26 protein-coding genes and 1 tRNA gene are annotated in these 26,301 nt (G+C 69.7%); 13 read left to right on the top strand and 14 right to left on the bottom strand.

All coding sequences use genetic code 11. From position 1 onward, the window contains the following. Window positions 1–35 precede the first annotated feature (35 nt). Both pknB and EDD90_RS27660 read left to right on the top strand, forming a co-directional pair. A complete protein-coding gene (gene pknB, locus EDD90_RS27655) occupies window positions 36–2,015 on the top strand; it encodes a Stk1 family PASTA domain-containing Ser/Thr kinase (protein ID WP_123975688.1) in 1,980 nt (659 codons plus the stop codon). Window positions 2,016–2,212: 197 nt separating this feature from the next. Then, window positions 2,213–3,244: a restriction endonuclease gene (locus EDD90_RS27660; RefSeq protein WP_123975689.1), complete on the top strand. Its 1,032-nt coding sequence runs from the start codon at window positions 2,213–2,215 to the stop codon at window positions 3,242–3,244. A gap of 96 nt (window positions 3,245–3,340) precedes the next feature. Here the strand turns inward: EDD90_RS27660 and EDD90_RS27665 are convergent, their stop codons facing one another. The 6 genes from EDD90_RS27665 to EDD90_RS27690 form a co-directional block, all read right to left on the bottom strand. Further along, a complete protein-coding gene (locus EDD90_RS27665) occupies window positions 3,341–4,090 on the bottom strand; it encodes a class E sortase (RefSeq protein WP_123975690.1) in 750 nt (249 codons plus the stop codon). Between the two features lie 19 nt (window positions 4,091–4,109). Continuing rightward, a complete protein-coding gene (locus EDD90_RS27670; RefSeq protein WP_123975691.1) occupies window positions 4,110–5,168 on the bottom strand; it encodes a class E sortase in 1,059 nt (352 codons plus the stop codon). Then, window positions 5,165–5,803 carry an aminodeoxychorismate/anthranilate synthase component II gene (locus EDD90_RS27675; RefSeq protein WP_123975692.1) on the bottom strand — a complete coding sequence of 213 codons (639 nt, stop codon included), beginning with the start codon at window positions 5,801–5,803 and terminating at the stop codon, window positions 5,165–5,167. The genes EDD90_RS27670 and EDD90_RS27675 overlap by 4 nt, the downstream gene beginning before the upstream one ends. After that, the gene (locus tag EDD90_RS27680) at window positions 5,800–5,961 is read right to left on the bottom strand and encodes a hypothetical protein (protein ID WP_123975693.1); all 162 of its coding nucleotides are present in this window, start codon (window positions 5,959–5,961) and stop codon (window positions 5,800–5,802) included. Before EDD90_RS27680 ends, EDD90_RS27675 begins: the two co-directional genes overlap by 4 nt. 61 nt (window positions 5,962–6,022) lie before the next feature. Further along, complete coding sequence (locus tag EDD90_RS27685) at window positions 6,023–6,703, bottom strand: class E sortase (protein ID WP_123975694.1); 681 nt, start codon at window positions 6,701–6,703, stop codon at window positions 6,023–6,025. A gap of 27 nt (window positions 6,704–6,730) precedes the next feature. Next, window positions 6,731–7,519 (bottom strand): DUF881 domain-containing protein, encoded by a 789-nt coding sequence (locus EDD90_RS27690; protein WP_123975695.1) that lies wholly within the window; start codon window positions 7,517–7,519, stop codon window positions 6,731–6,733. A gap of 151 nt (window positions 7,520–7,670) precedes the next feature. Here EDD90_RS27690 and crgA point away from each other — a divergent pair, with 151 nt between their 5' ends. Next, window positions 7,671–7,925, top strand: coding sequence for a cell division protein CrgA (gene crgA, locus EDD90_RS27695; RefSeq protein WP_123975696.1), 255 nt, complete (start codon window positions 7,671–7,673; stop codon window positions 7,923–7,925). Window positions 7,926–8,212: 287 nt separating this feature from the next. Here crgA and EDD90_RS27700 read toward each other — a convergent pair whose 3' ends face one another. Both EDD90_RS27700 and EDD90_RS27705 read right to left on the bottom strand, forming a co-directional pair. Further along, the gene (locus EDD90_RS27700; protein WP_123975697.1) at window positions 8,213–9,112 is read right to left on the bottom strand and encodes a rhomboid family intramembrane serine protease; all 900 of its coding nucleotides are present in this window, start codon (window positions 9,110–9,112) and stop codon (window positions 8,213–8,215) included. A gap of 105 nt (window positions 9,113–9,217) precedes the next feature. Next, window positions 9,218–9,751, bottom strand: a complete 534-nt coding sequence (locus tag EDD90_RS27705; protein WP_123975698.1) for a peptidylprolyl isomerase — start codon at window positions 9,749–9,751, stop codon at window positions 9,218–9,220. Between the two features lie 290 nt (window positions 9,752–10,041). On the opposite strand from EDD90_RS27705, the gene EDD90_RS27710 reads away from it, so the two are divergent. Continuing rightward, a complete protein-coding gene (locus tag EDD90_RS27710) occupies window positions 10,042–10,737 on the top strand; it encodes a DUF5324 family protein (RefSeq protein ID WP_123975699.1) in 696 nt (231 codons plus the stop codon). Between the two features lie 58 nt (window positions 10,738–10,795). Here the strand turns inward: EDD90_RS27710 and EDD90_RS27715 are convergent. Continuing rightward, window positions 10,796–10,868 (bottom strand) — tRNA-Ala (locus tag EDD90_RS27715). 142 nt (window positions 10,869–11,010) lie between these two features. Here EDD90_RS27715 and EDD90_RS27720 point away from each other — a divergent pair. Continuing rightward, the gene (locus EDD90_RS27720) at window positions 11,011–11,559 is read left to right on the top strand and encodes a DNA-binding protein (protein WP_123975700.1); all 549 of its coding nucleotides are present in this window, start codon (window positions 11,011–11,013) and stop codon (window positions 11,557–11,559) included. 182 nt (window positions 11,560–11,741) lie between these two features. After that, a complete protein-coding gene (locus tag EDD90_RS27725; RefSeq protein ID WP_123975701.1) occupies window positions 11,742–13,484 on the top strand; it encodes a serine/threonine-protein kinase in 1,743 nt (580 codons plus the stop codon). Here EDD90_RS27725 and EDD90_RS27730 read toward each other — a convergent pair. Further along, on the bottom strand, window positions 13,448–14,749 hold the full coding sequence (locus EDD90_RS27730; protein ID WP_260328098.1) for a hypothetical protein: 1,302 nt from the start codon (window positions 14,747–14,749) through the stop codon (window positions 13,448–13,450). The genes EDD90_RS27725 and EDD90_RS27730 overlap by 37 nt on opposite strands. Window positions 14,750–14,999: 250 nt before the next feature. After that, on the bottom strand, window positions 15,000–15,128 hold the full coding sequence (locus EDD90_RS56420; RefSeq protein WP_003999697.1) for a DLW-39 family protein: 129 nt from the start codon (window positions 15,126–15,128) through the stop codon (window positions 15,000–15,002). Window positions 15,129–15,489: 361 nt separating this feature from the next. Between EDD90_RS56420 and EDD90_RS27740 the strand changes: the two genes are divergently transcribed. The 3 genes from EDD90_RS27740 (at window position 15,490) to EDD90_RS27750 (ending at window position 17,556) form a co-directional block, all read left to right on the top strand. Beyond that, window positions 15,490–15,831: a DUF6344 domain-containing protein gene (locus EDD90_RS27740; RefSeq protein WP_123975702.1), complete on the top strand. Its 342-nt coding sequence runs from the start codon at window positions 15,490–15,492 to the stop codon at window positions 15,829–15,831. 169 nt (window positions 15,832–16,000) lie between these two features. Beyond that, the gene (locus EDD90_RS27745; protein WP_123975703.1) at window positions 16,001–16,789 is read left to right on the top strand and encodes a GntR family transcriptional regulator; all 789 of its coding nucleotides are present in this window, start codon (window positions 16,001–16,003) and stop codon (window positions 16,787–16,789) included. A gap of 8 nt (window positions 16,790–16,797) precedes the next feature. Continuing rightward, complete coding sequence (locus EDD90_RS27750) at window positions 16,798–17,556, top strand: glycosyltransferase (protein ID WP_123975704.1); 759 nt, start codon at window positions 16,798–16,800, stop codon at window positions 17,554–17,556. A gap of 94 nt (window positions 17,557–17,650) precedes the next feature. Here the strand turns inward: EDD90_RS27750 and EDD90_RS27755 are convergent, their stop codons facing one another. Genes EDD90_RS27755 through EDD90_RS27765 form a run of 3 tightly spaced genes read right to left on the bottom strand, consistent with a single transcriptional unit; the run spans window position 17,651 to window position 20,034 of the window. Then, the gene (locus EDD90_RS27755; protein ID WP_123975705.1) at window positions 17,651–18,580 is read right to left on the bottom strand and encodes an FkbM family methyltransferase; all 930 of its coding nucleotides are present in this window, start codon (window positions 18,578–18,580) and stop codon (window positions 17,651–17,653) included. Window positions 18,581–18,583: 3 nt separating this feature from the next. Continuing rightward, window positions 18,584–18,787 carry a ferredoxin gene (locus tag EDD90_RS27760; protein WP_123975706.1) on the bottom strand — a complete coding sequence of 68 codons (204 nt, stop codon included), beginning with the start codon at window positions 18,785–18,787 and terminating at the stop codon, window positions 18,584–18,586. A gap of 35 nt (window positions 18,788–18,822) precedes the next feature. Further along, window positions 18,823–20,034, bottom strand: coding sequence for an amidohydrolase family protein (locus EDD90_RS27765; protein ID WP_123975707.1), 1,212 nt, complete (start codon window positions 20,032–20,034; stop codon window positions 18,823–18,825). Between the two features lie 183 nt (window positions 20,035–20,217). On the opposite strand from EDD90_RS27765, the gene EDD90_RS27770 reads away from it, so the two are divergent. The 4 genes from EDD90_RS27770 (at window position 20,218) to EDD90_RS27785 (ending at window position 26,216) form a co-directional block, all read left to right on the top strand. Continuing rightward, window positions 20,218–20,667 (top strand): DoxX family membrane protein, encoded by a 450-nt coding sequence (locus EDD90_RS27770; protein ID WP_123975708.1) that lies wholly within the window; start codon window positions 20,218–20,220, stop codon window positions 20,665–20,667. A gap of 37 nt (window positions 20,668–20,704) precedes the next feature. Further along, a complete protein-coding gene (locus tag EDD90_RS27775) occupies window positions 20,705–21,265 on the top strand; it encodes a hypothetical protein (RefSeq protein WP_123975709.1) in 561 nt (186 codons plus the stop codon). A 74-nt stretch (window positions 21,266–21,339) separates the two neighbouring features. Continuing rightward, window positions 21,340–21,801, top strand: a complete 462-nt coding sequence (locus tag EDD90_RS27780) for a hypothetical protein (protein ID WP_123975710.1) — start codon at window positions 21,340–21,342, stop codon at window positions 21,799–21,801. Window positions 21,802–22,184: 383 nt separating this feature from the next. Then, window positions 22,185–26,216: an AAA family ATPase gene (locus EDD90_RS27785; RefSeq protein ID WP_123981721.1), complete on the top strand. Its 4,032-nt coding sequence runs from the start codon at window positions 22,185–22,187 to the stop codon at window positions 26,214–26,216. The last annotated feature ends 85 nt before the right edge of the window (window positions 26,217–26,301 follow it).

The raw sequence follows: 26,301 nt of genomic DNA on the forward strand, positions 1-26,301 counted from the left end.
CGGTCGGGACCCACGGAGAGGGCTGGTAGGTAGCTATGGAAGAGCCGCGTCGCCTCGGCGGCCGGTACGAGCTGGGCCACGTGCTCGGCCGTGGTGGCATGGCGGAGGTCTACCTCGCGCATGACACCCGGCTCGGCCGCGCGGTGGCGGTGAAGACGCTGCGCGTGGACCTCGCGCGTGATCCGTCCTTCCAAGCCCGGTTCCGCCGGGAGGCCCAGTCTGCCGCCTCGCTCAACCACCCCGCGATCGTCGCGGTCTACGACACGGGCGAGGACTACATCGACGGGGTCTCGATCCCGTACATCGTCATGGAGTACGTGGAGGGCTCGACCCTGCGCGAGCTGCTCCACTCCGGACGCAAACTCCTCCCCGAGCGCGCGATGGAAATGACCATCGGCATCCTCCAGGGCCTGGAGTACGCGCACCGCAGCGGCATCGTCCACCGGGACATCAAGCCGGCGAACGTCATGCTGACGCGCAACGGCCAGGTCAAGGTGATGGACTTCGGCATCGCCCGCGCCATGGGCGACTCCGGCATGACCATGACCCAGACGGCCGCGGTCATCGGCACCGCCCAGTACCTGTCTCCCGAGCAGGCCAAGGGCGAGCAGGTCGACGCCCGCTCGGACCTCTACTCGACAGGCTGCCTGCTCTACGAGCTGCTGACGGTACGGCCGCCGTTCGTGGGCGACAGCCCGGTGGCGGTGGCCTACCAGCACGTACGGGAGGAACCGCAGCCCCCGTCGGTCTTCGACCCCGAGATCACCCCGGAGATGGACGCGATCGTCCTCCGGGCCCTGGTCAAGGACCCGAACTACCGCTATCAGTCGGCCGACGAGATGCGCGCCGACATCGAGGCCTGCCTGGACGGCCAGCCGGTCGCCGCCACCGCGGCGATGGGCTCCGTGGGCTACGGCGGCTACCCGGACGACCAGGCGACCACCGCACTGCGCGCGGACGCCGGCGCGACCACCATGCTCCCGCCCATGAACCCGGACGACGGCGGCTACGGCTACGACGACCGCCCGGACCGCCGCCGCCAGCAGAAGAAGAGCAACACATCCACGATCCTGCTCGTGGTCGCCGGCATCCTGGTGCTGGTCGGCTCCGTCCTGATCGGAAAATGGGTGGTCAGCGGCAACGGCGGGGACAAACCCTTCGCCGCCCCGAACTTCGTGGGTTCCACGTACTCGGACGCACAGAAGATGGCCGTGAATTCGGGCCTGAAGCTGGCGGCACCGACACGAAAGACCTGCGCCGACCAGCCCAAGGGCAGCGTCTGCTCCCAGGACCCGGCACCGAACTCGAACGTCAAGAAGGGCGACACCATCAGCCTGGTGGTGTCGACGGGGGCGCCGAAGGTCGCCGTGGACAACGTGATCGGCAAGAGCATCGACGACGCCACCACGCAACTGGAGAACAAGGGCTTCAAGGTCAAGGTCACCAAGACCGTCTCCACCCAGACCGAGGGCACGGTCCTGAGCCAGAACCCCGACCCGGGCACCGAGAAGGAGAAGGGCTCGACCGTCACCCTGGAGGTCGCCAAGGCCCCGGACAAGGTCGCCATCCCCTCCGACATCGCCGGCAAGTCCTGCGATGACGCGAAGAGCGAGCTGCAGTCCCTGGGCCTGGTCCCGACCTGTGCCGACACTCCCGTCACCGACGCCACCCAGGACGGCAAGGTCATCTCGACCAACCCGGCGGTCGGCCAGCAGGTCCAGAAGAACACTGCGGTGACGATCAACGTCGGCAAGGTCCAAGAGAACCAGCAGGTGCAGATTCCACAGGACATTTCGGGCAAGACTTTGAAGGACGCCCGGAACGAGCTCCAGAACCTCGGCCTCCAGGTCAACGTCCAGGGTTCTCAGGACGACAACGCCACCGTCGTCACCTCGTCGCCCTCCCCCGGCAGCACCGCCAACAAGGGCGACACGATCACCCTGTTCGCCACCGCCCAGAACAACAACGGCGGCAACAACGGCGGTACCAACATCTTCGGCGGTACCAGCGGCTGACGGCCCGATCACGACAGCGGAGCCCCGGCGTCCTCGTGAGAGGACGCCGGGGCTCCGTTTTTGGCGACACGCACAGGTCCCGAACGTGAGTTCTCTCCTCGATCGTGTCCTCGTACATCCCGCCTCGTTGACCGGGTGGGGTGGGGAATCTGTTCACTGCCCCGGCCGTACGGCCACAACGAACAAGGGGGCAGAACATGATCGACCAAACAGCTCTGCTGGAGTCCCAGGCCCTGCGCAGCAGCGTGCTGGATCGCACTGACGTGCTCGACAGAGTGAAGGCACTGTCACTGCTGCCGGACGGGATGCATGTGACTACGGCGATGGTGGCGGCGTACTTCGAGGTCACCGTGAAGACGCTTGAGTCCGTTGTGGAAGACCATCGGCATGAACTGGAGGCCAGTGGCTACCAAGTTCTGACAGGCGAGCGACTGGCCCTCTTCAAGGGGGCCAGTGGGATCCACTCGCGCTCAAAGGCACTTGCCCTGTTCTCGCGCCGGGCCATCCTCAACGTCGCCATGCTCCTCCGCGACAGCGAAGTCGCACGTCAGGTACGTGTCTACCTCCTCGACATGGAGTACCTGGCCCGGACCCAGCCTGTGGAAAACCCGGCGCCAACAGACCTCCTGGCTCTTGACGACTGCATCGACCAGCGCATCACCCACATCCTCGGCAAGACCGTGGTACCGATGTTCAACGCCCTGATCGAGACATCGGGCGAGCATCGGCAAGAGCTGATCGCCCTGCGGGCAGGAGTCCAGCGCATCGAGCGGCGGCTCCACCAGCACCACGCACGGCTCAAGAGGCTCGAAGGGATCCGGGACGACCGCCCCGCCATCGGAGTCATGGCCGCCATGGACGCCATGAACGGCCGCACGTTCGAGCGCCATATCGCCAAGCTGCTGATCCGCGACGGTTGCACCAACGTCGTCGTACAGGGCGGTCACGGCGACCGGGGCGTCGACATCATCGGACTCACGGCCGACGGGCGGCGCCTCGTCGTCCAGTGCAAGAGGTTCGCGCCCTACCTCAACATCACCAGCCCCGACGTCCAGAAGTTCATCGGGGCCGCGAAGGTCCTGTACAGCGCGGACGTGGCGCTCTACGTGGCAACGTGCCCCTTCACAGCGGCAGCCCTGGACATCGCCGCCGAAGCCGGGATCATCGCCGTACACCGTGGGAAGCTGGAGGACTGGAGCGCCGGGGAACCGCTGAAGGTTCTGGAGTAGGCAGGATGTGACACACAGAGGCCCGAAGTCGCAAATCGTAGTTGCGGCTTCGGGCCTTCGCCATGCTAGGTGACTGAGCTCCTTGCAGGAGCTCAGTCAGCGCAGTTCCTTCGGCAGTGTCCGCTTGCTGTCCACCTTCTGCACCCGCACCAGCTCCCCCCACACCACATACCGGTACCGGCTCGTGTACACCGGCGTGCATGTCGTCAGGGTGATGTAGTGGCCCGGCTTCGTCTTGCCGGACTCCTTGGGGACCTGGGAGAGGACCTTGACGTTGTACTTCGAGGTCTCCGGGAGGATGTCGTAGACCTTGTAGACGTACCAGTCGTCCCGAGTCTCGAAGACGACCGGGTCGCCGACCTTCACCTTGTCGATGTTGTGGAACTTGGCACCGTGACCGTCCCGGTGGGCGGCGAGGGTGAAGTTGCCGGTCTTGCCCGTGGTCGGGAGCGCGGCCTTGACCGGATCCGTGTAGTAGCCGGCCACACCGCCGTTGAGGACATCCGTCGACGTGCCCTTCTCGACCAGGACCTCGCCGTTCTTCATCGACGGCACATGCAGGAAGCCGATGCCGTCCTTCGTGTCCAGCGCCCCCGGACCGGTGTCCGGCTGGGCCCAGGTGTCACGGACCTTGTCACCCTCCCGGTCCGCCTTGCGGTCCGCTATGACGTTCGTCCACCAGAGCGAGTAGACGACGAACAGGCCGAGCACCAGGCCCGCCGTGATGAGGAGTTCACCCAGGACGCTGACCGCCATCGCGATCCGGCCGATCGGCCGACGGCCCGGGACGGGCACCGCGTCCGGCGCGTCGGTCTGCTCTTCGGTGTCGTCGGCGGTCGCTGCCACTGTTCCTCTGCCTCTGCCCTTACTCGACGAGCGCGTCCGGCTTGCCCTTGCTGCGCGGGCGTTCCTCGACCATCTTGCCCCACACGATCAACCGGTACTTGCTGGTGAACTCCGGTGTGCAGGTGGTGAGAGTGATGTAGCGGCCCGGCTTGGTGAAACCCGAACCCTTCGGGACCGGATCCAGCACACTCACGTTGCTCGGCGCCGTCACCGGCAGCATCGACGTCACCTTGTACACGAAGTACTCGTCCTGCGTCTCGACGACGACCGCGTCACCGGCCACCAGTCTGTTGATGTACCGGAACGGCTCGCCGTGCGTGTTGCGGTGCGCGGCCAGACCGAAGTTACCGGTCTTGTCCTGAGGCATCGCGGTCTTCAGCGCACCCTCGCCGTAGTGACCGACCATGCCCTTGTCGAGGACCTTCTTGTTGCTGACGCCCTCGGCGATCGGCGCCACCACGTCCAGCTTGGGGATGTGAAGGATGGCGAAACCCTGCCCCGGCGCGAAGACACCGGGCGCCCGCTTGCCGCTCGCCCAGTCCTTCTGCAGGGCGCTCGCCTCACTGCCCGCCTGGGCATGGGCACGGACGTTCGTCCACCACAGCTGATAGGTGACGAACAACAGCATCAGCACACCGGTGGTGATGAACACCTCGCCTATCGCCCGGCTCGCCACGACGGCCGGACTGGGCTTGCGCAGCCGCTCCCGGCGACGCGCCTCGACCCGGGACAACGGACGTCCCGAGGCGCTGTTCCCGCTCGGCGGTGCCTCCGCCGCCTCCGGTGCGCCACCGTGCCGCCCGCCACGCCGTCTGGCTGCCTTTCTACGGGCCGCTCGGCCGCCCCCTGGTGTCCCAGGGGCAGAAGAGGCTGCCGTGCCCGCAGACGCCGACATAGGCGGCGGATCGGGGATCCGCAGGGCGACGGTCTCCTCGTCGATCGGCGGGAGATAGACCGCCGCCGGCTCCTCGGCCGTGACCGGAGGCAGATACGCCGTCTCCCCGAGCGCGCTCGACCCCCCGTACGGCTGAACCCCGTACGAGGTATCGGTCTCGCGCTCGGGGCGCAGCGCGGTCACGCCGTGGCCCTGCCCACCACCGGGGCGAGCCCCGCCGACCTCGCCACGGCCCCCTGGTCACCGCACTCCACCAGCCAGTTGGCCAGCATCCGGTGCCCGTGCTCGGTCAGCACCGACTCGGGGTGGAACTGCACACCCTCCACCGGGAGTTCACGGTGCCGCAGCCCCATGATGATCCCGTCGTGGGTGCGGGCGGTCACCTCCAGCTCGACCGGAACCGTGTCCGGCTCGGCCGCGAGCGAGTGGTAGCGGGTCGCGGTGAACGGGGTCGGCAGGCCGGCGAAGACCCCCTTGCCCTCATGCTCCACCAGCGAGGTCTTGCCGTGCAGCAGCTCCGGCGCCCGGTCCACCACACCGCCGTACGCCACCTGCATCGACTGCATGCCGAGACAGACACCGAAGACCGGGACACCGGTGGCCGCACAGTGCCGGACCATCTCCACACACACCCCGGCCTCCTCCGGCGTACCGGGGCCCGGCGACAGCAGCACACCGTCGAAACCGTCCTGGGCATGCGCCGTCGACACCTCGTCGTTGCGCAGCACCTCGCACTCGGCGCCCAGCTGGTACAGGTACTGGACCAGGTTGAAGACGAAGCTGTCGTAGTTGTCGACGACGAGAATCCGCGCGCTCACTGGTTGTCCACCGTCACATCGTTGAAGGGCAGCAGCGGTTCGGCCCAGGGGAAGACGTACTGGAAGAGGACGTAGACCACGGCCAGGACGAGCACGAGTGAGATCAGCGACTTCACCCATACGTTCCCCGGCAGATGCCGCCAGATGTAGCCGTACATGCCGTCCCTGCCGTCCCTTCCGTTCCAACACGGCACCAGAATCCCGCCGTACTGCACCAGACTAACGGCGCAGCGCCGCGGGTTTGCCTGCCTCCACAGGCTGTGTGGAGTCCAGATGCGCCCAGACGATCAGCCGATGACTGTGCCCCCATTCCGGATCGCACGTGGTCAGCGTGAGATAGCGCCCCGGACGCGTATACCCCGACTTACGTGGCACAGGGTCGATCACTTCAACGTCCGTCGGAACTGTTTTGTAAGGGCCTTTGTCGATCCGATACGTGAACCAGGTGGTCCCGTCCGTCAGCACGATCGCATCGCCCTTGCGCAGCTCCGGGAAGTCCAGGAACGGGTCGCCGTACGTGCGGCGATGGCCGGCGACCGCGAAGTTACCCTCCTGGCCGAGCCGCGCGGTCCGGGCGTAGTGGGCCAGGCCCTTCTTCAGCACATCGGTCCCCGTGCCCTCCAGGACCGGCTTGTTCCACGTGAAACCGAACCGCGGGATGTACATGATCGCGAAAGGCCTGCCGTAGTGGTAGGCCGCGGGAGTGGCGGGAGCGGACGCCTTGGCCGTCGGGTGCACCGCGGCGTCGGCCGACCACTGCCGCTGTAACCGGTCGATCTGGTCGTGCATCACGCTGTCGGCCTTCACCCCGGTCCAGAACAGCACATAGACCACGAAGAGGACGATGAGCGTGCCGACGGTGATGCAGAACTCGCTCACGGTCCTGACGATCACACGCACCGGCGGCTCCAGAAGGTGACGAGCTGCTTACTCCACGGGCTTCGCGTAGTGCAGATCCACTGTGCCCGAGTAACCCGGCAGAGTCACCGTCCCGTCCTCGGTGACTTTCCAGCCGAGGCCGTAGACGTTCACGTACACCATGTAGTTCTGGATCGCCTCGGAGTCCGCGAGCCCCTGCTGCATCTTCGCCGGGTCCCCGACCGCCTGGATCTTGTACGGCGGTGAGTAGACCCGGCCCTGGAGGATCAGCGTGTTGCCGACGCAGCGCACCGCACTGGTGGAGATCAGCCGCTGGTCCATGACCTTGATGCCCTGGGCGCCGCTCTTCCAGAGAGCGTTCACCACGGCCTGCAGATCCTGCTGGTGGATGACCAGATAGTCGGGCTGCGGCTCGGGATAGCCGGGCAGCTTGGCCGTCGCGTTCGGCGGAGCGTCGTTCAGCGTGACGGTGATCGCCTTGCCGCTGAGCTTCCGGGTGCCCGCGTCCTTCTCCAGCCCCGTGAGCTTGTCGTCCTGGGCCCTGGTGGAACCGTCGTCGCGTTCGGCGAGCTTCTCGTTCTGATCGCGCGAGCTCGCGTTGGCCTCGTCCAGCTCCTTGTTCTTGCGGCTGCGCTCCTGGATCAGGTCGGACAGCTTCAGCAGATTGTCGTCCGAGCGGATGTCGGTGCCCTTGGCCGTGTTGAAGCTGGTGAAGAAGAGAAGGCCGGCGAGGGCGAAGACTCCCACGGTAAGAACCCGCACCGGACGGAAGCCGCCCTTACGGGCCGGGTCGGAACCCGTTGATCCGGTCGCGTTGGAGTCGGCAGAATTGCTCAACGTACCCTTATCTCCTTCGGCGCCGTAGAAGCACTACGCTAACGGACGCCCGGGGGAGCGCTCAGTGCGCCCTTGCTGCCCCTTGTACGCTGCCCCGAGCCCGACCCAGTTACCTGCGCGGCCACGCAGCGCATCGACAGGAGAGACCCTCGTGCCGAAGTCACGTATCCGCAAGAAGGCCGACTACACGCCGCCCCCGGCGAAGCAGACGACCGCCATCAAGTTGAACAACCGGGCCTGGGTCGCGCCGGTGATGCTGGCCATGTTCCTCATCGGGCTGGCCTGGATCGTCGTCTTCTACGTGACCGACGGCTCACTGCCCATCGACAGCCTCGACAACTGGAACATCGTCGTGGGCTTCGGCTTCATCGCCGCCGGCTTCGGTGTCTCCACGCAGTGGAAGTAACCCCGGCCGACAGCTCTGCCCAGGGCTGTTCGCTGAGTTATCCACAGGCCTGACCTGCTATCCACACCCCTCCTGGGGAAAAGACGACGATCTGTGGATAACCCGTCGGGCGTTGACACCGGTACGACTACCACAACACCCCTCGTGTAACTGTTCGCCCCCTGCCTGAGCTGCGGAAACGCAAGTGAGGTACAGGGGGCACAGTTGTGCGCACACGTTGTGTATAAGATCGTCACCGTCTGTGGACAACGGTTCGGTATCGGTGCGGTGAGCCGCCGTGAACAGGCTCAGGTGAGCTGCGCGGTCCTGACGACCGTGAGGACGACGGTCACCACCAGGACCAGCGCACAGGTGCCGTACTGGATGAGGTTCCGCCGCTCGCGCGGGGCGTGCACCATCGCGTAGCCGGTGACGACACCGGCGACCAGGCCGCCGATATGGGCCTGCCAGGCGATACCGCCGCTGAAGGTGAAGATGAGGTTGATCACCAGCAGGGCGATGATCGGCCGCATGTCGTAGTTGAGCCGGCGGATGAGCACCGCGGTCGCGCCGAAGAGGCCGAAGATCGCGCCGGAGGCGCCGAGCGAGGGCTGGTTCTGGGCGGCGAGCAGATAGGTGAGGGCGCTGCCGGCCAGGCCGGAGACGAAGTAGAGCGTGATGTAGCGGGCGCGGCCGAGGGCGGCTTCCAGGGGGCCGCCGATCCACCACAGGCTGAGCATGTTGAACGCGATGTGCATGGGGTTGCCGGGATCGTGCAGGAACATCGCGGTCAGCATGCGGTAGTACTGGCCTTGCGCCACTCCTTCGAGCGGGCTGACCTGGGAGTACTGGGCCTGGCCGATCATCTCGAAGTGGTTGGTGAAGCTGTTCCCGACCGAGACCTGGATCAGGAAGACGGCGATGTTGATGCCGATCAGGATCTTGGTGACCAGCCGCGGATCCATGGTGACCGTGCCGCCGGCGATGGTGCGCGGGCGGGAGGCGGCCGGGGGCGGGCCGCTGTGGCCGGCGGTGGCGCCGCGCACGCACTCGGGGCACTGGAAGCCCACGGAGGCGCTGACCATGCACTCGGGGCAGATGGGGCGCTCGCAGCGGGTGCAGCGCACGCCGGTCTCCCGGTCCGGGTGCCGGTAGCACTTGGGCAGGCTGTGTGCGTCGCGCGCGCTGCCTGCCGCCTGGTCCTCCATGGGGTCCCCTCGCTCGTCGTGGGCAACATTGTGCCCCGCACATCCTTACGGACGAGCGGGGCGTTTGGTTCCCTTCGGACGGTCTCCTTCGGATTCGGGGCCGTCTCAGCTGTCGCGCTTCTCGACGGCGACCGTCTTGATCACGACGTTGTTCTCGGGCCGCTTGTTCGGTCCGCTGACGGCGACGGCGGCGATCTTGTCCACGACCTTCTGGCTGTCCGGGTCGACGACCTCGCCGAAGATGGTGTGCTTGCGGTTGAGGTGGGGGGCGGGATTGACCGTGATGAAGAACTGGGAGCCGTTGGTGCGGGGGCCGGCGTTGGCCATGGCGAGCAGGTAGGGCCGGTCGAAGCGCAGGTCGGGGTGGAACTCGTCCTCGAACTTGTAGCCGGGGCCGCCGATGCCGGTGCCGAGGGGGTCGCCGCCCTGGATCATGAAGCCGCTGATCACCCGGTGGAAGACCGTGCCGTCGTAGAGCGGGTCGGTGGAGACCGTGCCGGTGGCCGGGTGGGTCCACTCTCGCTCGCCCTGCGCCAGTTCGACGAAGTTCCTGACCGTCTTCGGCGCGTGGTTCGGGAAGAGCCGGACCACGATGTCGCCGAGGCTGGTCTTCAGGGTGGCGTAGAGCTGCTCGGCCACGGTCCACCTTCCGTTGTGCTCGGGTTCAGTGCCCAGATCCTCGCACGGTACGGCGGGTCCGTCGCCCGTCGCGGGTCTGTGGACGTGGATCCTCACGAATCACTTGCCGAACCCCTTCTGTCATGCGGGGGCGCGCGGCGCCGATCCGTGGCATTGTCGTCGACAAGCCCCTCTTAGCTCTGGTTGCACCCGTATGCCCGTCCTCGCGCGCCGCTCGGCCCGTTGGCAGGCATGATCCATAAAAGGGTGGAAAGTCGAATTACCGTACGCCACCGAGGAGGAGGAAACCCGTGACCCGCAACGACAGCGTGCGCGCCGCGACCAGTTCGGCGAAGGACAGCGTGCGTCACGCCGCGGAAGTGGTGGCGCCCTACGCCGACACGGCCAAGGAGCGTGCCGCGTACTACGCGCAGGAGGCACGCGTACGGCTCGCGCCCGTGGTGTCGCAGGCCGCCGAACAGGCCCGCGTCCAGTACGACGCCCGTCTCGTGCCGCGGCTGGAACTGGCCCGGGCGCATGTGCCGCCGAAGGTGGACCAGGCCGCGCACGATGCCGCCGATCTGACCCGTAAGGCGGCCCGGCAGGCCGCCGACTACTCACGTCCGAGGATCGAGCAGGCGGTGGCGGCGGCCGGGCCGGTCCGTGACGAGGCCGCGACGCGGGGTGCCGCGGCGCTGGCCGCGCTGCGGGGCAATGTCTCGGCCGAGGACATCCAGAAGCTGGCTCGCCGGAACCAGCGGCGTTCGGCGTGCGGCCGGGTGTTCAAGGCGTTCGTGGTGGCCGGTGTGCTGGCCGGTGCCGGCGTCGCCGCCTGGAAGTGGTGGGACAAGCAGGCCAACCCGGACTGGCTGGTCGAGCCGCCCGCGGCGACGGAGGTGCCCGAGTCGGGCCGTCTCGGTTCGGTGGACGGCACTTCCCCGCTCGACCCCGAGGTTCAGGCCAAGGAGGCCGAGGAGCGGGCGAACCGGGACGGCAAGAAGCACTGACCCACGGCTCAAAAAACAACCCCTCTGACCGCATTTATGCTGGTCAGAGGGGTTTTTGTGGAGCCTAGGGGAGTCGAACCCCTGACATCTGCCATGCAAAGACAGCGCTCTACCAACTGAGCTAAGGCCCCGGCGCAGACCAGAGTACCGGGTCACCCCCCGTACCTCGCAAAAAGATTGGGGGTCCCCGCGGATGACCACGCTCCGTAAGATGCTCGACGAGGTTCGCTGTAGCGAACCGTGGATTTTTTGGGGAAGCGATGGGGAGACGCAATGGACGCCGCACAGCAGGAAGCCACCGCCAGAGCGCGGGAGCTGCAGCGGAACTGGTACGGGGAGCCGTTGGGGGCGCTCTTCCGTAAGCTCATCGACGATCTGGGGCTCAACCAGGCTCGTCTGGCGGCGGTCCTCGGACTGTCCGCGCCCATGTTGTCGCAGCTGATGAGCGGCCAGCGGGCGAAGATCGGCAACCCGGCCGTGGTCCAGCGGGTGCAGCAGCTCCAGGACCTGGCCGCACTGGTCGCGGACGGCAGCGTGAGCGCGGCCGAGGCGACCGAGCGCATGGACGAGATCAAGAAGTCCCAGGGGGGCTCGGTGCTCAGCAACAGCACACAGACGACGAGCGGTTCGGGAGCGCCGACGGTCAAGCGGGTGGTCCGCGAGATCCAGTCGCTGCTGCGTTCGGTGGCCGCGGCGGGCGACATCATCGACGCGGCCGACACCCTGGCCCCGTCCCATCCGGAGCTCGCGGAGTTCCTCCGGGTGTACGGCGCCGGCCGTACCTCGGACGCGGTCACGCACTACCAGTCGCACCAGAGCTGAGCCGCGGCCCGGTACACCGGAGGGGGTCCGGTGAACCGGGCGGGGCCGGGCTCCTGGCGCGGGGGTCGCGCGAGAGGGGTCGTATCTCTCATCCGGGGGAAGCAAGGGGGGTAACAGGCACAAGGGGGTAACAGGCAAGGGGAGTGGCAGGGGGGCTTCGAGGGGGAGGGCTGCGGGCAGTCATGGGTGAGGTCTTCGCGGGCCGGTACGAACTGGCCGACCCGATCGGTCATGGCGGGGTGGGTGCCGTCTGGCGCGCCTGGGACCACCGGCGGAAACGCTATGTGGCGGCCAAGGTGCTCCAGCAGAGCGACGCCCACGCGCTGCTGCGCTTCGTGCGGGAGCAGGCGCTGCGCATCGATCACCCTCATGTCCTCGCTCCGGCCAGCTGGGCCGCCGACGACGACAAGGTCCTGTTCACGATGGACCTGGTCGCCGGCGGTTCGCTGGTCCATCTCGTCGGGGACTACGGCCCGCTTCCCCCTGCGTTCGTCTGCACGCTTCTCGACCAGCTGCTCTCCGGTCTCGCCGCCGTGCACGCGGAGGGCGTGGTCCACCGGGACATCAAGCCCGCCAACATCCTGCTGGAGGCGTCCGGTACCGCCCGTCCCCGGCTGCGCCTGTCCGACTTCGGTATCGCCATGCGGTTCGGCGAGGCCCGGCTGACCGAGACCAACCTCGTGGTGGGTACGCCGGGTTACATCGCCCCCGAGCAACTCCTGGGTGCCGAGCCCGACTTCGCGGCCGACCTGTATGCCGTCGGGCTGGTCGCGCTCTACCTCCTGGAAGGTGCCAAGCCTGACGCCAAGGCGCTCGTCCAGTACTTCGCCGAGCACGGCACCCCGGGAGCTCCCAAGGGTGTCCCGGAGCCCCTCTGGCAGGTCGTCGCCACTCTCGTCCAGCCGGACCCCCAGTCCCGCTTCCGCACGGCCACGGGAGCCCGCAAGGCCCTCGCCCAGGCCAGGGAGCTCCTTCCCGAGCCGGACATCGACGACGAGACGATCGAGATCTTCGACCAACTGGGGCCGTTACCGCCGGGGTTCGAACCAGAGGGGCCGGTGCGGGTCGCGTCGGGGGTCGATACGGCGAGGGTGACGCCGGGAGATTCCGGCACGACGGCAACGGCGGGTACGGGTACACCGACTGCGGCGGCAGCGCGTCAGGCGGGAGTGCAGGCAGCAGGAGCGGCGGACGCGCGGGCAGGAGTGCAGGGCGCGGGCGGGCAGGCGGTGGCGCCGGGAACGGCGGCAGGGGCGGCAGGCGGCCCGGGGATGCCCGGGGGGCCGGCCGCGGCGGCGGCGACGGGTTCAGGTCCGGCCGTGGCCGCGGGGCCGGAAGCGGGTTCGGGCATGGCGGCCGGGGCCGGTTCCGGTACGGCGACAGGTGCGGGCCGCGCTTCGGCGTCGTCCCCGGTCCGGCCGGGGCACGCGGACGCTCCCCCGTCCACCGGCACCGACCGCGCCGGATCCTCCTCGGCCCCCGTCTCCATGTCCGACACCGGCAGCTTCCGGCTCCCCCCGCCCCAGACGCCGACGCCCGGCACGCCGTACGCGGAGCACCCCGGGCCGACACCGCCGTACCCGCCGTACACCCAGCAACAGCCGCAACCACTGCCCCAGCCCCAGCAAGCCACCCCCACCCCCACCCCCACCCCGCAGCCCCAGACCCCCTGGCCCCCCGCGCAGCCTCTCCCCCCTGTTCAGGAGGTCCGGCCGGACGCCGACACCACCACGACCGCCACCTACACCGCCCGCGACCCGCGGACCCCGCAGGCCGCGCAGAGCCAGTTGTCGGCGGTCCGTACCCACGGCCGGCGTCGGCGGCGGGCGCGTCGGGCCGGACCTCCCGCGAAGGCGGCCGTGCCGATCCTTCTCCTCGCGCTGGCCTGTTACGCCGTGGGTTTCTGGGCGTTGACCCGGATCTGAGAGCGCCGGGCGGACAGGGTCCATACGCCCAGGAACAGGAGCAGGGCGGTCCCCGCCCCGATCCCTCCCACGGCGAGCGCCCTCATCGCCGTGTGGTCGTCGCCGGTCGTGGTCAGGACGCCGTTCTGGTCCGACGACGCGTCGAAGACGCCCTTCGGGACGGCCGTACCGGCGTAGTCCGGGCCGGAGTTCGGGGTGCCGTCGATGAGGACCCGGAGCGTGACGCCGTACGGCCCCTTCCCGAACGTGTCCGCGGTCTGCCCGGTGAGGTGGACGACGAGGTAGTAGGCGCCGGCGAAGCGGAGGGAGTTCTGCGCGGTGGGGATGGCGTACCGGTTGGCGTAGGCCACGGGCGGCAGGGGTTGGAGGGAGGACGACTTCTGGGTGCCGTCGTAGCCGAGGGAGACGTCGTCGACGTAGCCGCGGACCGGGTTGTAGAGGGAGAGGTTGAGCGCGGCGCTGACATAGCCGTGGGGGTCGCCGCCGGTGCTGCCGAGGTCGACGGTGGCGTGCAGTTGCCGGCCCCAGTCGAGGGGGACCGCGTAGAAGAGGGTCTGGCCGGGGGTGATGTCGGTCTGCCAGACGCCCTGGCCCAGTGCGCGGGCCGTGTCGAAGCCGGCACCCCCGGGGCGGTGGTGGGGTTCTCCGGTGAGCGGCTCGGGGGACGCGGAGTTCCAGGTCTCGGGGGCGGTGGTGGCCCCGGTCCTGGCCAGGGCCGGTTCGGAGACGGGGGCGATCTCCAGGTCCCAGTTTCCGGGGGTCGTGGTCCGTGAGCCGGTCACGAGCCGCTGAACGGCCACGTAGTAGGTGCCCGCGTCCTGGCACAGCGCTTTGCCGGCGTCCCGCCGCCCCAGCGCGGTGATGGGCCGGGGGCTCAGCCCGGCGCCGAAACGGGCACTGTCGTAGGCGCAGGGGACACCGTTGGCGTCCTCGACCGAGACTGCGATGCCGTCGCTCGCGGAGACGGTGGCGCCGGCCGGCGGGACGGCGGTGACGGGGACGTAGGCCGTGGTGGTGGCGGCGAGTTCGAGGCGGAAGTACCGCTCGCCCTTCTCCGGGAGGGAGCTGCGGTAGGTGGTGCCGGGCTCCAGCGGTACGGCGTCCGCGGTGCCCTTGGCTGCGGTGACGGTGCGGGCGTCCGGAGCGAAGGCATAGCCGGTGCCGCTGTCCGCCGCAACCGGAGTGGCGGGCAGCAGTGCCGTCAGTGCGAGGGCGGCGACCGCGCCGACGCCCCGCCATCCCGCCGTACGCCACCGCCGTATCACGCGCGCCCCCAGCCGTAGCTCGCCAGCCGCCGAAGTCCCGGACCGGCCCCATACTGCCCCGCGCGCCTGCACGCCACCCGGCAATCCGTACGACCGGCCGAAACACCCGCCCCACAGGACGGTCCCGTGAGACGGTCCGAGCCGGATCGGTCCGGATCGGTCCGGATCGGTCCGGATCGGTCCGGTCCGGGCAACGCAAAACCCCGACCGCGAGGGCGGCCGGGGTCTCAGTGTCGTCTGTTGTCGGTACTCACGAACCCGTGGGCACGGAGTCAGTCGCCTCCGTCCACAGATCCTGCTCGGCGCGATCCGCCTGGATCTGGCGGTACACGAGGAGCCCGCCGATGGCGGCCAGTGCGACCAGGAGAAGCTTCTTCACCGTGCGACCTCGTCTCTTCCTTGACGTAGGGGACCTCTGGCGCCCGACTATACACACCGACCGATATCGATCGGTGACCTGGCGTCCGGCCCCGCATCCGGCCCCAACTCCGGTCCGCCGCAAGGTGTTGCACGAGGTCGGACCGTTCCGATCGGAGGGTGATCACACCTCCACGGACGGTGACTTTGCTCCCGCTCGCCCCCTTCGGAAGCCTTTCTGTGGATTTTTCCTGATCAGTACGTCCATCCGTGTGGTGTTGATCTGAACTTCGACGCGCCACGAGTCGACGTCCCCCACTTCGCGACGCCCATACACATCATGAGGAAAGTACGCAAATCGCCCGACCCGAAAGTGAGGGGCCATGGCCAGGAACGCCAAGGTCATGAAGCTGTGGACCGCCATCGTCACCGCATTCCTCGCGCTGTTCACGGCGCTCGGACTCGCCACCGCCACCACCGCCGCCGCGGTACCGCAGACCGAGACCCCGCGCAACAGCAGCAGTGACGACCACATCGCCGACCATCAGCTGGTCCCGGCGAGTGCCCACTGGCTCCGGTCCCACGCCAGGTCCCTGCCGCCCACGATGAAACAGCGCATCCGGGCCGAGGCCCACGGCAAGACCCCCAGCTGCCGGCGCCGCCCCCTGGACAGCACCGAGTCGGAGACCCCGGACGAGCCGCAGACCGCGCCCCTCGACTGCTGAGACCCTGAGTCGGACCAGACGCAACGGCGCAAGGGCGACTTGCGTACGTACCAGCGCCTACTGCGACTCAGACCCGCGACCGGGAACCGGCCGCGGGTCTTCGCACACCAGCCCCTCCGCAGAACCGCTCGACTCATCAACTCCTCTTGAGGAGTCGTAGGCTGAGTCCGTGCCCAAGGCCTACGAGGAGATCGCCGACGACCTCCGCCGCTCCATAAGGAACGGCGAGCGCAAGCCCGGTGCCCGGCTGCCCTCCGAGGCTGAGCTGGCCCGGCACTACGGCCGGAGCGTGCCGACGATCCAGAACGCGCTGCGCCTGCTGAGCGCCGAGGGCCTGATCGACAAGCTGCACGGCAGCGGCACCTTCGTGCGCCGCCCGCGTACCCGCGCGATCCGTGACAACAAGCGGCATCAGTGGGAGAAGAACCGGGCCCGGATGCCGGAGGCCGCCCGGGCCGAGACGGGCGCGACCGAACACGACACCGGCCTGGTCCTCGACGACCTGGTCTTCTTCGCCCGCTACCGCGAGCTGACCGCGCCCAGCGACCTCGCCGACGCGTTCGGGGTGCCGGAGGGCACCGTGCTCCTGGAGCGCACCTACCGGACCCGGCACTCGGCCGAGACGGCCCCCTTCAACCTGGTGACCTCGTATCTCGTCCGCGACATGATCGCGGCGAACCCGGAGCTGCTGGACGAGACCAGGGAACCCTGGCCGGGCGGCACCCAGAACCAGCTGCACACCGTCGGCATCGAGGTCGACCGTGTCGAGGAACGCTTCACCGCGCGCCCGCCGACGCCCGAGGAGGCCCGGGAGCTGGACCTGCCGGCCGGCACCTCGGTGATCCTGCTCCACAAGAAGTCGTACGACGTCCGCAACCGCATCGTGGACATCTCCGTCGTCACGCTCCCCGGCGACCGCACGGAGCTGCTCTTCACCACGCACCTGGAAAGGTGGTGAGCGCTGCCGTGAGCCGGCGCATCACTGTCGTCACCGCGGTCCACGCCCCTTCGGCCTGTTTCCTGCCGGAGGCGTACAAGTCGCTGCGCGAGCAGCGGCTGCCGGACGGCTGGGAGTGGCAGTGGCTGATCCAGGAGGACGGGTACGGCGAGGAGGTCCGCCCGTATGTCCCCGACGACGCCCGGGTGTCGTTCCGGCAGGGCCGCAGCGGCGGTCCCGGGGTCGCCCGCACCATCGCGCTGGCCCGGGCCGACGGCGCGTATGTCAAGATCCTCGACGCCGACGACCAGCTTCCGCCGGGTGCGCTGGCCCGCGATCTGGCCGTGCTGGAGGCCGATCCGGCCGTCGGCTGGGCCACCTCACGCGTCCTCGACCTGCTGCCCGACGGCTCCACGGCCGGCTTCCCCGGCGACCCGGAGGAGGGCCCCATCCGGCGCGGGGCGGTGCTCGACTTCTGGACGGCGAACGGCTTCCGTGCCCAGGTCCACCCGGCCACCCTCTTCGTCCGCCGCGAGCTGCTGCTCGCCCTCGGCGGCTGGATGGCGCTGCCCGCCTCCGAGGACACCGGTCTGCTGCTCGCGCTGAACGCGGTGAGCCGGGGCTGGTTCTCGGCGGAGGTCGGGCTGCTGTACCGCAAGTGGGAGGGCCAGGTCACCGGCCAGTCCGCGCACACCGACCCGGCGGAGCGGGAGGCCCGGATGGCCGTCGTGGCGGCGCGGGCGCGGGCGCTGGCGGACTACGAGTGGCAGTACCCGCCGGCGTACTAGCCGACCGCGTACTAGACGACCGCGTACTGGTCTGCCGCGTACTGGTCGGCCGCGTACTGCCCCACTGCGTACTGGCCGACTGCGTACTGGCCGCCTACGGCAGGGTCGCCGCGTCCACCCTGGAGAAGACCAGGTCGCTCTCCTCGGTCACCGGCCGGTCCCAGCGGACCGGGACCACCGGCTCGCCGTGCAGGGCGCGGGGGTAGCTGTCTGCCGCGTAGCTGTTGGCGAGCCGGTAGACGTGGTAGCCGGCGTCGGTCATGGTGCGCAGCAGTTCGTCCGCCGAGTCGCCGAGCTGTGCCATGCGGTCGGGGGTGACCTCGACGGTGATCTCGCAGTCGGGGCGCAGTTTCTCCAGCAGCGGGGCGAGTCCGCGCACGACCGCGCCCTCGGCGCCCTCCACGTCGATCTTGACGACCCGCGCGGTCTCGATCTCCTCCGGCAGCAGCAGTTCGGGCAGCGGCACGGCCTCGATGTCGAAGCTGGACTCGGCCGGGCCGTCCCACGGGACGATGCTGTTGGCGCCCATGTTGCGGGAGCTGGCGAGCACGAAGGTCAGGGTGCGGTGGGCGTCGGAGACCGCGGCGTTGAGGGCGCGGATGTTCCGGCAGCCGTTGAGCGCGCTCTGCTGTTCGAGCCGGCGGTGGAAGTCGGGGGAGGCCTCGACGGCCACGACCCGGCCCCGCGGGCCGACCAGCCGGGAGGCGAGGACGCTGAAGACGCCGATGTTGGCGCCGACGTCGACGAAGCAGTCCCCCGGCCCGAGCCGGCCGCGCAGCCAGTGGGTCATGTGCGGCTCCCACACCCCGAAGAGGTAGAGGTAGCGCTGGATGAGGTCCTGGGTGTCCACCGCGAACCGGGCGCCGGAGAGCGTCCCGACGACGCGCTTGCGGGGGTGGTCGCGCAGGTAGGGGTTGAGGGCGCGGGCCGCGACGGTCTTGCCCCACGGGGCCGGGAAGTCGCGGACGTAGCGGCGGCCGAGGGTGGCCAGGAGTTCGGTGAGTTCTGTGCCGGTGCTGCTCATCCGCTAGTCAGTGACCTTCTTGCCGTCGATCCGTATCGCCTGGGACGGGCAGCGCTCGGCGATGTCCCGGATCAGCTCGTCGTCCCCGGACTCCGCACGTCCGGGCAGGACGAAACCGTACCCCTCCTCGAAGCCGAACACAGCGGGTGCCCGGAAGGCGCACTCGCCCGACCCGTAACAGACGTCGGCGTCCACGGAGACCTTCATGCCGGATCCCCTGCCCAGCAGGGGACCCGCCGAATCTAGGTGAAGGGCAGCTCGAGCATCCGGATCGCGTTCCCGCGCAGCAGCTTGTAGGCCACCTCCGGCGCCAGTCCGCCCACGTGTTCCTGGGCGACCCGCTTGGTCTCCGGCCAGGTCGAGTCGACGTGCGGGTAGTCCGTCTCGAAGGTCGCGTTGTCCACACCCACGGTCTCGATCGCCTCGATGCCGTGCCGGTCGCGGAAGAAGCAGCAGAAGATCTGCCGGTAGTAGTACGTCGAGGGCGGCTCCGGGATCAGGTCCTTGACCCCGCCCCAGGCGCGGTGCTCCTCCCAGACGTCGTCGGCGCGTTCCAGGGCGTACGGGATCCAGCCCATCTGGCCCTCGCTGTACGCCAGTTTCAGCCGGGGGAACCGCACCAGGACCCCGGAGAAGAGGAAGTCCATCATCGAGGCCATGGCGTTGTTGAAGCTCAGCGAGGCCTGCACGGCGGGTGGCGCGTCCGGGGAGGCGGCGGGCATCTGCGAACTGCTGCCGATGTGCATGTTCACGACCGTCCCGGTCTCCTCGCAGATGGCGAAGAACGGATCCCAGTAGCCGGAGTGGATGGACGGCAGGCCCAGGTAGGTGGGGATCTCGCTGAAGGTGACCGCGCGGACGCCCCGGGCCGCGTTGCGGCGGATCTCGGCGACGGCGAGGTCGATGTCCCAGAGCGGGATCAGGCAGAGCGGGATCAGCCGGCCGCCGCTGTCGCCGCACCACTCCTCGACCATCCAGTCGTTGTAGGCGCGCACGCAGGCCAGCGCGACCTCCTTGTCCTCGGCCTCGGCGAAGGTCTGTCCGCAGAAGCGCGGGAAGGTGGGGAAGCACAGGGAGGCCTCGACATGGTTGATGTCCATGTCCTTGAGCCGTTCCTTGGGGTCCCAGCAGCCGGGCCGCATCTGCTCCCGGGTGATGCCGTCGAGCGTCATCTCGTCCCGGGAGAAGCCGACGGCCGCGATGATCCGCTTGTAGGGGAAGAGCAGGCCCTCGTACTCCCACCAGTCGGTGATCTGGCCCTCGGGGTCGGTGGTGAACCGGTACTTGCCGCCGACGTAGGCGAGTTCGCCGATGCCCGCGGTGAACGGCTTGGGTCCCTTGTCGCGGTACTTGCCCGGCAGCCACTTCTCGAAGAGGTGCGCGGGCTCGATCACGTGGTCGTCCACGCTCACGACCCTGGGCAGATCCTGGGTGCCGGTCGCGTTCTCTGCCATGCCTACCCCCTGCTGCCTGCTTGAACTCTCGATCAACTGACGGACCATCAGATTTCGGTTCGGCATTCAGGCTAGGCCCCGGAGCCGGTGCCAGCAAGGGCCGCCGGACCTCTTGCGACCCGCGCCACCTTCCGCTGAACTGACGGATCGTCAGACGAGTTCGGGATCCGGGAGGGGTGCGGGATGCGAACAGCCTTGCTGAGCGGTGCCGAGTGGTTCGCGGTGCTCCGTATCGGGCTCGGTCTGTGGTGGCTGGAGAGCTGGCGGCACAAGGACAAGAAGCAGTGGTTCGGCGGCGGTGGCATCAGGTGGGCCGCCGGTGTCGCGGAGAAGCACCGCTGGCCGGTGGTCCGGCGGGGCTTCGACACCGTCGTGGCGCCACGGCCCCGGCTGATGGCCTACGTGGTGGCGTACGCGGAACTCGCCCTGGGCCTCGGCCTGGTCTCCGGCTTCCTCACACCGATCGCGCTGGTGGCCGGGTTCCTGCTCAACCTGATCTACCTGGTCCTCATGATCCACGACTGGGCGGAGCAGGGGCAGAACCTGATGATGGCCCTGATCTCCCTGGTCGGCCTGTTCGCGATCTGCTGGCAGAGCTGGTCGCTGGACTCGGCGCTGGGGCTGTTCGGGTAGCCTCACTGGTCGTCAGCAGGACACGGGGGAGGCCGAGTTGGGAGCCGGAGAGCAGCTGGTGACCGTGGGGGCGGTGCTGATCGGAGCCCTCTCCACGCATGTCACCAACCACCTCATGGAGCGCAGCAGGAACCGTTACCAGCTGCTGACCCGCTGGGACGACAAGAAGATCGAGGCGTACGGCGAGTACGTGGACGCGGCGAAGATGCGGATCGCGTCGTCGGTCCGGCTGTACGAGTCCCGGGAGGGGCTCCGCGAGGAGCACCGGCCCGAGCTGGAGCTGCGCGAGGAACTCGCTGCGGCCTCCAGGCGGTGGGGCTCGGCCTTCGAGCGGGTCATGCTGCTCGGCGGCGACGAGGCGATCGAGGCAGGGCACGAGCTGAACGTGATGCTCGCCGAGATCGACTGGCAGGCCACGGGCCGGATCATCGGCACCCTGCCCGAGTGGCGCGAACGGCACCGGACAGCCTTCCGGCTGATCAACGCCTTCCACGACGCCGCCCGCGTCGACCTGGGCATACAGGGGAACGTCACCGGCGGGAAGCACCCCCAGCGCGACCTGCTGCTGCCGGAGACACACAAGGCCCAGGAGAGCTGACGCCTCCGCCGTGTGTCTGGCTTCTTCACGGCCGGCGTGGCACCCTGCCCGCGCCCGGGAACGAGGAGGCGGAGATGACCGGCCCTTCGGCGGAGACGCTCAGCAAGCTGCACTCCACGCGTGCGCGCAGTGCCTACGAGCGTGCGGTGGCCGTCTGCCGACATGCGGGGATCGGCACCGACGCGGCGCAGACCGTCCCGACGAGCCCGGTCGGCCGGGCCGCGAACGCGCTGCGGCTGTCGGCCCGGTCCCTCGCCGCGCTCGCCGGCACCGCACCCGACCCGGCGGCCGCCGCCCGCTGCGCCCGCAACGCCGCCGCCACTGCGGCACTGGCCGCCCAGATGGCCGGCGCCCTGGACGACCGCCCCGAGACGAGTGCCGCGCTGCGCGCCGCCCTCACCGCGTCACAGGCGGCGGCGAAGGCGGCCGGCGGCGCGGCGGCAGGACAGGACCCCGCCCTGAACGAGGCGGCCGACGACGCTGAGGAGCACGCGGTCCGGACGGCACACGCGGCGGGCTGGACACGACAGGCCTGATATCCCGCCGACCCGTGTCGGCCGGCGGTCCCGTGCCGTTCGGCACCGGTCCCTCCCCACGTGGGGACCGGTGCCGAACGGCGCGGGTGATATCGGGCCGCACCCTGTGGCGAAAGGGCCGCCCGGTCGGCGAGAGCGGCTGCCGTCATCGCGCCACTCCGGCGGGTCACCGCCGGTGGAAGCTGTCCGAGAACATGCGGTGCCGTGAGCCGTCTCTGGCTGTCTCTTCCAACGCTGAGCAGGTCGGCCTGTCCGGGCGCCGCCCGATCACCGCGTTGCTGCGGCGAAATCCTGCCAGTCGAGGTGCATAGCTGAGGAGGCCGACCCGTCCGGTCCGATGCTTCGCCGCAGGTCAGGCGTATAAAGTGAGTTTTCCGGTCCGGATGTCCGGCAGCGGCGGAAGTAAGGGGTGGAGAGCCTTGGGTCCCGACACAGGGGCACGCACAGCTTTCGCGGAACGGCTCGCGCTGCTGTACAAGGAGGCCGGTAATCCTCCACTCAAACGCGTCGCCGACGCGGTCGACCGACTGCATCGCGTCGACGAGCGGGGCCGTCCGGTGCGGGTCTCCGCCCAGCGGATCAGCGACTGGCGGCGGGCGAAGAACGTACCCGCGCAGTTCGCCGCTCTCTCCGCCGTCCTCCATGTCCTCATCCCGCAGGCCCGCCGCTCCCAGCCGGCACCCGTCTCCTCCGGACTGTACGACCTGGCCCAGTGGCAGAAGCTGTGGGAGCGGGCCGTGGCCGACCCGGCCGGCGAACTGCCCGGGCCGGAGACGGCGGAGGAGACGGAGGCACCGCCACCGGTCGACAGCGTCTGCCCGTACCGGGGTCTGGCCTCCTACCGGCGCGAGGACGCCCGCTGGTTCTTCGGCCGGGAGCGCAGCACCGACGCACTGGTCGCCCAGCTCCGCGCCGCGAAGGACGGCGGCGGTCTGGTCGTACTGGTCGGCGCCTCGGGAGCGGGCAAGTCCTCGCTGCTGAACGCCGGTCTGGTCACCGCGCTACAGAAAGGCGCCCTGGCCGACGAGGACGGCAACCCGCACAAGATCCTCCAGCTCGTGCCGGGAGCGGACCCGGTCAAGGAACTGACCCGCCGCATACCCGAGCTGGCCGATGTGGCGGACCAAGGCGACCCCGAGACCGTACGGGAAGCCCTCACGGCCTGGGCCCGCCGTGAAACCGAGGATGTTTCACGTGAAACATCGCCCTCGGCAGCCGCCACCGCCCGTCCGGTCCTGATCGTGGACCAGTTCGAGGAGACCTTCACCCTGTGCGCCGACGAGGCGGACCGGCGTACCTTCGTCCGCCTCCTCCACGCGGCCGGCAGGTCCGCCGACCCCGCGGAACCCGCCCCCGCCCTGGTCGTCCTCGGCATCCGAGCCGACTTCTACGAGCAGTGCCTCGGCTACCCCGAACTGGCCGATGCGCTCCAGCACCGGCACATGGTGCTCGGCCCGCTGACCACCGCCGAGCTCCGTGAGGCCGTGACCGGTCCGGCCAAGGCGGTGGGCCTGGAACTGGAGCCGGGCCTTGCCGAGCTGATCGTCCGGGAGGTGAGCGCCGACGGCCCGCGCGGCGCCCATGACGCGGGAGTCCTCCCTCTTCTCTCCCACGCCCTGCTCGCCACCTGGCAGCGCCGCAAGGCGGGCCGCCTGACCCTGGCCGGCTACCGGGCGGCCGGCGGCATCCAGGGCGCCGTCGCCGCGACCGCGGAGCGCGCCTGGTCCAGCCTCGACCCGGCCGCCCGCACCGCCGCCCGGCTGCTCCTGCTCCGTCTGGTCCGCCTGGGCGAGGACACCCAGGCGACCCGCAGACGCGGCACCCGGCGCCAGCTGGCCGCCGAGTCGACCGACCCGGGCAAGACGGAGGAGTCACTCGAAGCCCTGGTCCGGGCCCGGCTGGTGACCCTCGACGCGGACACGGTCGAGATCACTCACGAGGCGCTGCTGCACGCCTGGCCCCGGCTGCGCGAGTGGCTCGACGAGGACCGCAACGGCAATCTGCTGCGCCAGCGCCTGGAGGAGGACGGCCGGGCCTGGGACGCCTCGGGCCACGACTCCGCGCTCCTCTACCGGGGCTCACGGCTCGAACAGGCCCACACCTGGGCGAAGTCGGCCGATGACACCTCCCTGGCCCGCAGCGCGATGGAGTTCCTGGCGGCCTCGGTACGGCTGCGCCGGCGCACGGTGTGGATCAGCCGGACCGCCGTCGCCGCACTGGTCGTGCTGGCGGTGCTGGCCGCCGGCTCAGCGGTGATCGCCCGGCAGCAGCGGGACGACGCGATGTTCGAGCAGGTGGTCGCGGAGGCCGACCGGTTCCAGTACTCGGACCCCTCGCTCTCCGCCCAGCTCGACCTGGTCGCACACGGCCTGCGCAAGGACGACGAGGGCGCCAACAACCGCCTGGTGTCCATCGTCAACGCCCCGCTGGCCACCCCGCTGCTCGGCCACACCGGCGCCGTCTACCTCACCACCTTCAGCCCCGACGGCAAGGTCCTGGCCAGCGCCGCCTACGACCGCACGGTCCGGCTGTGGGACGTGAGCGACCCGACCCGGCCCAAGCCCCTCGGCAAGCCGCTGCTCGGCCACACCAGCTGGGTCTCCAGCGCGGTCTTCAGCCCGGACGGCAGGACGCTGGCCAGCGCCGGCGACGACGGCACCGTACGCCTGTGGGACGTCTCCGACCCGAAAGACCCGGTGTCCCTGGGCACCCCGCAGGCCGGCCACGACGGCACCGTCTACCTGGTCGCCTTCAGCCCCGACGGCCGCACCCTGGCCGCCGCGGACGAGGACCGCACCGTACGCCTGTGGGACGTCCGCGACCCGCGCCACCCCGCGTCGCTGGGCACCCTGACCGGCCACACCGAGGCCGTGCGTTCCATCGCGTTCAGCCCCGACGGCCACACCCTGGCCGCCGGCGGCGACGACAACCGGATCCTCCTGTACGACGTCTCCGACCCCCGCCGGGCCCGGCGCATAGGCACCCCGCTGACCGGGCACACCGCGACCGTGCACTCCGTGGCCTTCAGCCCGGACGGCCACACCCTCGCCAGCGGCAGCAAGGACGACACCGTACGGCTGTGGGACGTCACGGACCCGAAGCACGGCAAGGCCCTCGGCGCCCCGCTCACCGGCCACACCGGGCCGGTCTGGTCGGTGGCCTTCAGCCCCGACGGCTCCATGCTCGCCGCGGGCAGCGCGGACTCCACGGCCAGCCTGTGGAACGTCGACAACCCGGCCTTCCCCTCCCAGGTGGGCGAGCCGCTCGCGGGCAGCAGCGGTGAGATGTACGCCGTCGGCTGGAGCCCCGACGGGCACACCCTCGCCACCGGCAGCGGGGACGGCAAGGTCCGGCTGTGGTCGATCCCGGGGTCGGACATGATCGGCGGGATCGGGACGTTCAGCCCGGACGGGCGGATCCTGGCCACCGGCGGCGGGGACGGGAGGGTCCGGCTGTGGAACGTGAGCGCCCCGGTCCGGCCCACGTCGCTGGGCGAGCCGTTCTCGGCCGTCGACGTGGACCTGCGGTCCATGGCGTTCACGCCCGACGGCCGCACCCTCGTCATCCTGACCGGCTCCAGCAACACCGTGCAGCTGTGGAACGTCGCCGACCCGGCCCACCCGGTCCGCTACAGCGAGCCCCTGAAGCTGCGCACCCGGTACGCGGGCGCCGACGCTCTGGCGCTGAGTCCCGACGGCCGCACCCTGGCCGCCGACTACGACGACCGCACGATCGAGCTTCTGGACATCAGCGACCCGGCTCACCCCCGGGCCCTGGGCGAGCACCTCACCGGCCACACCGGGTACGTCAACGCGCTCGCCTACAGCCCCGACGGGGCCACCCTGGCCAGCGGCAGCGCGGACGGCACGGTCCGCCTCTGGAACGTCTCCGACCCCGCCCGCGCCAGGTCCCTGGGCACCCCGCTCAAGGGCCATCTGGGCCCGATCAACACCCTCGCCTACAGCCCCGACGGGGCCACCCTGGCCAGCGGCAGCGACGACGACACGGTCCGCCTGTGGAACGTCTCCGACCCGGCCCGGGCGACCCGCCTGGGCGCGGCCCTCACCGGCCACACCGAGGCGGTCGTGTCCCTGACCTTCAGCCCGGACGGCAGGACCCTGGCCAGCGGCGGCAACGACAACACGGTCCGGCTCTGGAACGTGTCGTCCCCGTCCTCCGCACACCCCATCGGCCAGTCCATGAGCCCCAACGCCAAGACGGGCAACTTCCTCTCCTTCAGCCCGGAGAACCACATGCTGGGCGTCTCCAGCGGTGCCGACACGGTCCGCCTCTGGAGCCTGGACGTCGACCAGGCGGTCACCCGCATCTGCTCGGTCACCCACAACGTCCTGACCCCGGCCAAGTGGAGTGAGTACCTCCCCCGCCTCGCCTACGACCCGCCCTGCGACACCTGACCGCGCTTGAGTGATCCCGATCACAACTGCTCACTACGGCCGAGAAGTTGACTCCCACCGCACAGGCCACCTTGTTAGGCTGGCC

Origin of the sequence: Streptomyces sp. Ag109_O5-1, from assembly GCF_003814875.1 — a bacterium.
Lineage (GTDB): Bacteria > Actinomycetota > Actinomycetes > Streptomycetales > Streptomycetaceae > Streptomyces > Streptomyces sasae.

Excerpts from the sequence above, each read along its gene's own strand:
- pknB (WP_123975688.1), top strand. The coding sequence starts at position 36 with ATGGAAGAGCCGCGTCGCCTCGGCGGCCGGTACGAGCTGGGCCACGTG.
- EDD90_RS27660 (WP_123975689.1), top strand. The coding sequence starts at position 2,213 with ATGATCGACCAAACAGCTCTGCTGGAGTCCCAGGCCCTGCGCAGCAGC.
- EDD90_RS27680 (WP_123975693.1), bottom strand. The coding sequence starts at position 5,961 with ATGTACGGCTACATCTGGCGGCATCTGCCGGGGAACGTATGGGTGAAG.
- EDD90_RS27700 (WP_123975697.1), bottom strand. The coding sequence starts at position 9,112 with ATGGAGGACCAGGCGGCAGGCAGCGCGCGCGACGCACACAGCCTGCCC.
- EDD90_RS27720 (WP_123975700.1), top strand. The coding sequence starts at position 11,011 with ATGGACGCCGCACAGCAGGAAGCCACCGCCAGAGCGCGGGAGCTGCAG.
- EDD90_RS27725 (WP_123975701.1), top strand. The coding sequence starts at position 11,742 with ATGGGTGAGGTCTTCGCGGGCCGGTACGAACTGGCCGACCCGATCGGT.
- EDD90_RS27740 (WP_123975702.1), top strand. The coding sequence starts at position 15,490 with ATGGCCAGGAACGCCAAGGTCATGAAGCTGTGGACCGCCATCGTCACC.
- EDD90_RS27755 (WP_123975705.1), bottom strand. The coding sequence starts at position 18,580 with ATGAGCAGCACCGGCACAGAACTCACCGAACTCCTGGCCACCCTCGGC.
- EDD90_RS27760 (WP_123975706.1), bottom strand. The coding sequence starts at position 18,787 with ATGAAGGTCTCCGTGGACGCCGACGTCTGTTACGGGTCGGGCGAGTGC.
- EDD90_RS27765 (WP_123975707.1), bottom strand. The coding sequence starts at position 20,034 with ATGGCAGAGAACGCGACCGGCACCCAGGATCTGCCCAGGGTCGTGAGC.
- EDD90_RS27770 (WP_123975708.1), top strand. The coding sequence starts at position 20,218 with ATGCGAACAGCCTTGCTGAGCGGTGCCGAGTGGTTCGCGGTGCTCCGT.
- EDD90_RS27780 (WP_123975710.1), top strand. The coding sequence starts at position 21,340 with ATGACCGGCCCTTCGGCGGAGACGCTCAGCAAGCTGCACTCCACGCGT.
- EDD90_RS27785 (WP_123981721.1), top strand. The coding sequence starts at position 22,185 with ATGTCCGGCAGCGGCGGAAGTAAGGGGTGGAGAGCCTTGGGTCCCGAC.